The organism is Pseudomonas sp. GW823-FHT06B06 (assembly GCF_058795195.1).
In genome coordinates, this window is record NZ_JBXAHO010000029.1 from 1 (window position 1) to 7,605 (window position 7,605).

Here is a 7,605-nt window from a genome sequence, read left to right on the forward strand (position 1 = left end):
GTCAACAGTCAGAATCGAGCCTTGTCCCTCCTCCTCCCTTCAAGTCCTACCATACAAGCGAGCCTGCTCGCGAAAGCCATGTGTCATTCGATATGTATATTGACTGGCCTGACGCCTTCGCGAGCAGGCTCGCTCCCACAGTTTGATTTGCGGTGCGTCCAAGCATGTATGTCAGTTGTTAGGGTGCCGTTTCTAATTTTTCTCCCTACTTTGTGCCGGAGCCCGACACTTTCGCGGGCAATTCCTCAAACCTTCTGCGCGTGAGGTGGACCATGGCCAAAGTTATTTTGAAGAAAAAAATCGACGCATCGACGACCGCTCTGCATGACGTCAAATCGTATGCCCGCAGGATCTGGCTGGCAGGCCTGGGTGCCTACACCAAGGTCGGCCAAGAGGGTAGCGAGTACTTTCAAGAGCTGATCAAGGCTGGGCAAGCAGTTGAAACCAAAGGCAAAAAAGCAGTTGCCCAGAAGCTTGAAGCAGCCAATGCCGAGATCGACGAAGCCAAGAGTGAAGTGAGCACTTTCAAAGGCAAGGTCGAAGTTCAGCTCGACAAAGTCGAGAGAGCGTTCGACACGCGTGTCGCAAGTACCTTGAATCGCATCGGCATTCCGTCTAAACATGACGTTGAGACACTCTCTGCCAAGCTCGATGAGCTGACGGCACTGCTCGAACGCGTCGCGCGTAAATCTTAAGGAGAACGGGATGGCTGGTAAAAAGAACACCGAAAAAGAAAGCAGCTCGTGGATCGGAAAAGTCGAAGACTACTCCCGCAAAATCTGGCTGGCTGGTTTAGGCGTGTACTCGAAGATCGACACTGACGGCAGCAAACTCTTCGACTCGCTGGTAAAGGACGGCGAGAAAGCCGAGAAGCTGACCAAGAGCGCTGTTGGCAAGACTGTCGACGCCGCCAAGGACTCCGCATCGTCGGCCAAGTCGCGCATCAGCGGCGTAAAAGATCGTGCACTGGGCAAGTGGGATGAGCTGGAAGGGGCTTTCGACAAGCGCCTGAACAGCGCCATTTCGCGCCTGGGCGTGCCGAGCCGCAATGAAGTCAAGGCTCTGCACAGCAAGGTCGATACCCTGACCAAGCAAATCGAAAAACTTACCGGTGCCAAGGTTGCGCCTGTTGCGGCGAAAACCGCGGCAGCCAAACCAGCCGCTAAACCGGCTGCCAAAACCGCAGCCAAGCCATTGGCCAAAGCGGCGGCCAAACCGGCTGCAAAAACTGCTGCCGCCAAGCCAGCCGCCGCCAAGCCAGCTGCAAAATCAGCGGCCAAACCGGCAGCTGCTAAAACCGCCGCCAAGCCTGCAGCGAAAACCGCTGCCGCTAAACCGGCAGCCAAGCCAGCGGCAAAACCTGCTGCAGCGAAGAAACCAGCAGTGAAAAAACCGGCGGCTCCGAAAGCTGCCGCAGCCAAACCAGCAGAGGCTACCGCCAAACCGGCAACTCCGGTGACTTCGGCAGCTGTGGCAAGCACTTCGAACTCCGCTTCCGCGCCGACCCCTGCTGTAACCCAGACTGCCGCGTCAGCTCCATCGACGCCAACCAGTCAGTCCTGATAGTTCAGGGCTCAAAAAAACGCCCGGCCTGCCAAGGTCGGGCGTTTTTGTTTGAGGCTTGAATAGATCGCAGCCTGCGGCAGCTCCTACAGGTCAATGCGATCCAATGTAGGAGCTGCCGCAGGCTGCGATCTTTTGATCTTAATGCTCCTCCAGGTACTGCATCGCCATCTGCTCAGTCGCCGCCTTGATCGAGGGCAACAGATGCGGCGCCACCAGCATCATGATCTGGTAGACCACCAACCGAACTTCGCCTTCACGGCCCAGAATCCGCTGATAGTCCAGTGAGAACAGCAGCGTCAGGGTGATCTGCTCCACCAATTGCCCCAGCGCCTGGGTGTCGCTGACCAATTGCCCCAAGGCCTTCAGTCGAGCCAGCAGCGACGCCAGTGTGCGCTTGAGCGCATTGAGCAAGTTGCGAATACCCTTGGCCAGTTTCGGCAGGCGCCCGGCCAGATTCGACAGGTCCTGGAACAGGAAGCGATAGTGTGACAGGCGCTCGACGATCAGGTGCAGGAACAGCCAGTAATCCTCAGGAGCCAGTTCGACGTCGGCCGGAGGATCGAGCAACGGGGACAGTTCGGCCTGGAAACGTTCGAACAGGCCGAGAATCAGCGGCTCCTTGCCGTGGAAGTGGTAATACAGATTGCCCGGGCTGATGCCCATTTCGTTGGCGACTTCCATGGTGGAAACATTCGGTTCGCCCTTCTCATTGAACAACTGCAGGGCACATTCGAGTATCCGTTCGCGGGTTTTCATCCAGTCTTCTTATGATCGGGTCATGCCACGGCCGTTAAAGGCCGCGGTCGTTGAACATCAGCGCACGCGCACGTAAGTCCCGGGCGCCGCCTCCATCGGTGGATAATTCTGATTGCCGAGGGCCATGTGGGTTTCTTTTTGCGCGCCCGAGCGCTCCTGAATCCAGCCCAGCCATTGCGTCCACCAGCTACCGTCGACGGGCTTGGCGTCGTAGTACCAGGCCCTGGGGTCGCTGCTTAGTTTTGCACCTTCGAGGTAGTTGGCTTTCGGATTGTTCGGCGGGTTGAGAATGCTCTGCACATGACCGCTGTTGGCCAGGACAAAGCGACGCTCGCCACCGAGCAACAGGGTTGAGCGATACACCGCGTCCCACGGCGTGATGTGATCGTTGATGCCGGCCACGCTGAAACTGTCGACGGTGACCTTTTGCAAGTCGATCGGGGTGCCGCACACTTCCAGGCCACCCGGATGGCTCAGCGGGTTGTGCTTGAAGAAGTCCAGCAAGTCACCATGCAGGGCGGCCGGCAGGCGTGTGTTGTCATTGTTCCAGTAGAGAATGTCGAACGCCGGCGGCTCCTTGCCCATCAGGTAATTGTTGACGAAGTAGCTCCAGATCAAATCGTTGGGGCGCATCCAGGCGAAAACCTTGGCCATGTCGCGGCCTTCCAGCACACCTTTCTGGTAGGAGCGGCGCTTGGCCGCCTCCAGGGTCTGTTCGTCGGCGAAGAGTGTGGCCGGGCTGTCCAGTTGGCTGTCGAGCAGGCTCACCAGGTACGTCGCGCTGGAGACGCGGCGCAACTGTCGCTTGGCTTGCAAGTGGCCCTGCAGGGCAGCAATGGTCAGCCCGCCAGCGCAGGCGCCCATCAGGTTGACCTCGCGCGCGCCGGTGATTGCCCGGCAGACATTCATGGCTTCTTCCACCGCTTCGACGTAGGTCGACAGGCCCCATTCGCGGTGACGTACATCCGGATTGCGCCAGCTGATGACGAAGGTTTGCAGGCCGTTCTTGAGCGCGAACTGGACGAAGCTGTTATGGGGGCTGAGGTCAAAAATGTAGTACTTGTTGATCTGTGGCGGCACCACCAGCAGCGGTTTGGAATACTGCTTTTCGCTCATCGGCTTGTATTGGATCAGCTCCAGCAGCTCGTTGCGAAACACCACGGCGCCGGTGGTGGTGGCGACGGTCTTGCCAACCTCGAATGCATGCTTGGTGACTTGCCGGGGCAAGCCATCGTTGTGCAAGAGGTCATCGACCAGATGGCCGATCCCGCGCACCAGGCTGTTGCCGCCGGAGTTGAAGATTTCCTTGATCGCCAGCGGATTGAGCAGGCTGTTGGACGGCGACACGGCATCGTTGAGCAGGGCGAACGCGAAGTGCGCACGGGCGCGGTCATCCGGGCTCATGTTGCTTTCGTCGATCCAGCTCTTGACCTGCTTCTGCCAGCTCAGGTACGCCTGCAGGCTGCGACGATAAAAGGGATTGAGACTCCACGCCGGATCGTCGAAGCGACGGTCTTGCGGGTTGGTGGGATGCAGGGTGTCGCCCAGCAACACGCGTCCCAGTTGACCACCCAGTTTCAAGGCGTGTCGCGCGGTGTGCACGGGGTGGCGCAGGCCATGGGCGGCGACACTGCGCAAAGTCGAAACCAGATCCCGGCCACGCAGGCCGGTAATCGCACTTTGTGCGTTGATGAACTTGGCGGGGGTGGGTAGTGACTCCCTCGCAGGTTTATCGCGCATGTCTCAACACTCCTTCGTCTTCAGGCCAAATACAAAACACCGAACCAGAACACCATAGACGCTGTAGCAGGTTGTTGCGCGGTGCGATGTCCTGCCACCTCCTCTTTGCTATACAAGAAATGAGCCGCTCAGCCACCCAGTGGCGCCGGATGCGGGTGCATCACCGCCCGCTGGCGCTCCTCCTCGAGGAACTTCATGATGATTGGCGCCACCGCTTCGGCCCGGGTGATCAAGAACAGATGGCCGTCGTCGATGATGTGCAACTGGGCATTGGGAATCCGCCAGGCCAGCAAGCGCATGTTGACCAACGGAATCAAGGGATCGTCGTCGCCGGCCAGGACCAGGGTCGGCTGATTGATCTTGTGCAGCCAGTGGATGCTGGTCCAGCCGAAGCCGGCGAACAGTTGCCAGTAGTAACCGAGCTTGCCCGCCGAACGGACCTTTGCCGCATGGCTTGCAGCCAGCGTCGGGTCGCGACGGAACGAGCCGCCGTAGATCATCGGCGCAATGCGGATCACGTGGGATGGCTGGATGTACCGTCGTGGGCTGGCCATCATCCACAAGACTTTCGGCTTGCCCGGCACCATCACCGTACCCGCGGCTGTCGCTGCCAGGACCAGCTTCTTGCACCGCTCTGGATAGTCATAGGCGAACTGTTGCGCAAGGGCGCCACCCCAAGACACGCCGATCACGTTGACTTGCCCGTAATCGAGGTAGTCGAGCATGCGTGCCGTGAGCTTTGCCAGGCCTGGGAAACGATACGGACGATTGGGCGTCGATGAACCGCCAACACCGGGTACGTCGAAGGCGATGACTTCGAGGTCCGGGTCCAGCGCTGCGACGAACGGAAACACCAGCTCCAGGTTGGCGCCGATGCCGTTGAAAATCAGCAAGGGCGTCAAGTGAGGCTTGCCGGGGCGCACCGCCGTGCGGAGGGTCTGGCCATCCAGGTCGACGGTGCGGAATATGAACGGTTGCGGCATGCTTCTAGCCCTGTTTATGAATTCATCCCCGAACCCCTGTAGGAGCGAGCCTGCTCGCGAAGGACGTTAACGATAACGCGTGCTGTCTGAGTTAACGCGTTGTCCTCACTTTTTCGCGAGCAGGCTCGCTCCTACAGGTGAAGGCGGGGTGTGTCAGTTACCGTTCGTGCACGTAGGTGCCTGGCGCCGCTTCACCTGCCGGATACGCCTTGCTGCCCAGTTTTGTCGGGGACTTTTTCAGCTCGCCCGAGCGTTGGGCCTGCCAGGCCTGCCAGTGCAGCCACCAGGAATCTGTATGCTTGGTGGCATTCGCTTGCCATTCATCGGCATTTTCCGCCACTTCGGTGCTGGTCATGTAGCGCGATTTCGGATTGCCCGGCGGGTTCAGGATGCTCTGGATATGCCCGCTGCTCGACAGCACGAATTCAACGTTGCCGCCAAACAGTTGCGCCGACTTGTAGCAGGACTTCCACGGGGTGATGTGGTCGTTGGTGCCGGCCAGGGAAAAGATGTCGGCCGTCACCTGCTTGAGGTCGATGGGGGTGCCGCACACTTCCAGTGCATTCGGGCGAATCAGTGGGTTATTTTTGAACAGTTCGATCAGGTCGCCGTGGAACGCCGCGGGCAACCGTGTGGTGTCGTTGTTCCAGAACAGGATGTCGAACACCGGCGGTTCGTTGCCTAGCAGGTAATTGTTGACCCAGTAGTTCCAGATCAGATCGTTGGGGCGCATCCAGGCGAAGACCTTCGCCATGTCGCGGCCTTCCAGTACGCCGGCCTGGTACGAGTGGCGCTTGGCGGCTTCAAGGGTCTGTTCATTGACGAACAGGGCGACGTCGCTGTCGAGGGTGGTATCAAGCACGCTCACCAGCAAGGTCAGGGCGTTGACCTTGTTTTCGCCAATCGCCGCGTAATGGCCCAGCAGCGCGGTGCAAGTGATGCCGCCGGAGCAGGCCCCGAGCATGTTCACGTCTTTGCTGCCGGTGATCGCGGTAACGACGTCAACCGCTTCCTTGAGGGCTTCGATGTAGGTCGACAGGCCCCACTCTCGCTGTTCCTTGGTGGGATTTCGCCAGCTGACGATGAACGTTTGCACGTTGTTGCGCAGGCAGAACCGCGCCAGGCTCTTGTCCGGGCTCAGGTCGAAAACGTAGAACTTGTTGATCTGCGGCGGCACCACCAGCAGCGGGCGTTCGTATACCTGCTCGGTGGTCGGCTTGTACTGGATCAGTTCCAGCACATCGTTGCGAAACACCACCGCGCCTTCGGTCACGCCCAGGCTCTTGCCGACCTCGAATGCACCCATGTTGACCTGGCTCGGCATGCCGCCGTTGTGTACCAGATCCTTGGCCAGGTGCGAGAGGCCGTCGAGCAGGCTTTTGCCACCGGTTTCGAAAAAGCGTTTGACTGCCGCCGGGTTGGCCGCGGTGTTGGTCGGCGCCATGGCTTCGGTCATGAGGTTGATCACGAAGTGCCCACGCGCCACATCCTTGGGGGCGAGGTTACTTTCATCGATCCAGTCGTGGAGTTCCTTGCGCCACGCCAGGTAGGTTTGCAAATAACGTTTATAGAGCGGGTTCTGGCTCCAGGCCGGATCGGCGAAGCGACGGTCATCGCTGGTCGGTTGCAGCCCGGATTTACCCAGCAGTACGTTCTTGAGTTCAAGACCAAAGTGCGCGACATGTTTGACGCTGTGCACCGGTTGCTTGATGGCCTGCCTAAGCACCATTCGAGCAGAAGCCAGTAGATCCTTTCCACGCAGCCCAACGACAGGATTAAGCCCCAAGGTGTTTTCAGAGGCTTGATACTTCAACTCATCGTTACTCTTGTTACTCATCTACGACGCTCCATTGCCCTGAGACGAGCACCTTGGTCCTGCTGTGTAGTCACACAGCAATTGCCAGGTACTACTGCTCGGGTGACCTTTGATTCTGCATCACTGCTTTTTTAATTCAGAGAGCACTGCAGGGACCTTGCCAGTCCATTGGTTACCCGAGTTTAATTTTTTTCGCAAGCGGGCCAGGCGTCGACCCTGAAGCCGAGCATTCAAACAGATGGAATTAGAAAATGCCCTCTAAAGAGCAAGAGGCGCAGGCTAGAGCATCAGCTTGACGACAGATTCGTTCGGGTCGCGGGTTTTTCCTGCGGCTTTTAGCTCGGCAAGATAATCGTCCCAAAGCGCGTCATGACGTCGCCCCAGTTCGTAGAGGTATTCCCAGGTGAACAGGCCGCTGTCGTGGCCATCGTCAAAGGTCAGTTTCAGTGCGTACTGACCGGCGGGTTCTATCTTGCTCAGTCCTACGTTGATCTTGCCAAATTGCAGGATGGGTTTGCCGTGGCCCTGGACCTCGGCGGAAGGAGAGTGCACGCGCAGGAACTCGGCGGGCAGGGTGTATTCCTCGCCGGACGCGTATTTGAGCGTCAGGGTTTTCGAGGCTTTGTGCAGCTTGATGTCGGTGGGGAGTTGGGTCATGACCGGATGTCCGTTTGTATGTGTGGCCTGACCCTTGTAGGAGCCGGCTTGCTGGTGGTGGCGGGCTTCGGTACCCCACCGACCTTT

The 7,605-nt window shown here is 58.8% G+C and carries 7 protein-coding genes; 2 read left to right on the forward strand and 5 right to left on the reverse strand.

Features of this window, described 5'->3' with window-relative positions; genetic code table 11:
- Positions 1 to 272 precede the first annotated feature (272 nt).
- Both AC1Q8Q_RS22965 and AC1Q8Q_RS22970 read left to right on the forward strand, forming a co-directional pair.
- Positions 273 to 695 (forward strand): phasin family protein, encoded by a 423-nt coding sequence (locus AC1Q8Q_RS22965; RefSeq protein WP_020801019.1) that lies wholly within the window; start codon positions 273 to 275, stop codon positions 693 to 695.
- A 10-nt stretch (positions 696 to 705) separates the two neighbouring features.
- Positions 706 to 1,563 carry a phasin family protein gene (locus AC1Q8Q_RS22970; RefSeq protein WP_020801020.1) on the forward strand — a complete coding sequence of 286 codons (858 nt, stop codon included), beginning with the start codon at positions 706 to 708 and terminating at the stop codon, positions 1,561 to 1,563.
- Between the two features lie 141 nt (positions 1,564 to 1,704).
- On the opposite strand, the gene AC1Q8Q_RS22975 is transcribed toward AC1Q8Q_RS22970, so the two are convergent.
- The 5 genes from AC1Q8Q_RS22975 to AC1Q8Q_RS22995 form a co-directional block, all read right to left on the reverse strand.
- Complete coding sequence (locus tag AC1Q8Q_RS22975) at positions 1,705 to 2,322, reverse strand: TetR/AcrR family transcriptional regulator (RefSeq protein WP_020801021.1); 618 nt, start codon at positions 2,320 to 2,322, stop codon at positions 1,705 to 1,707.
- A 57-nt stretch (positions 2,323 to 2,379) separates the two neighbouring features.
- Positions 2,380 to 4,062, reverse strand: coding sequence for a class II poly(R)-hydroxyalkanoic acid synthase (gene phaC / locus AC1Q8Q_RS22980; RefSeq protein WP_033045329.1), 1,683 nt, complete (start codon positions 4,060 to 4,062; stop codon positions 2,380 to 2,382).
- 128 nt (positions 4,063 to 4,190) lie between these two features.
- On the reverse strand, positions 4,191 to 5,045 hold the full coding sequence (gene phaZ, locus AC1Q8Q_RS22985) for a poly(3-hydroxyalkanoate) depolymerase (RefSeq protein ID WP_168757099.1): 855 nt from the start codon (positions 5,043 to 5,045) through the stop codon (positions 4,191 to 4,193).
- Between the two features lie 157 nt (positions 5,046 to 5,202).
- A complete protein-coding gene (gene phaC / locus AC1Q8Q_RS22990; protein WP_020801024.1) occupies positions 5,203 to 6,882 on the reverse strand; it encodes a class II poly(R)-hydroxyalkanoic acid synthase in 1,680 nt (559 codons plus the stop codon).
- A 258-nt stretch (positions 6,883 to 7,140) separates the two neighbouring features.
- Complete coding sequence (locus AC1Q8Q_RS22995; RefSeq protein ID WP_008058116.1) at positions 7,141 to 7,518, reverse strand: gamma-butyrobetaine hydroxylase family protein; 378 nt, start codon at positions 7,516 to 7,518, stop codon at positions 7,141 to 7,143.
- Positions 7,519 to 7,605: the final 87 nt, after the last annotated feature.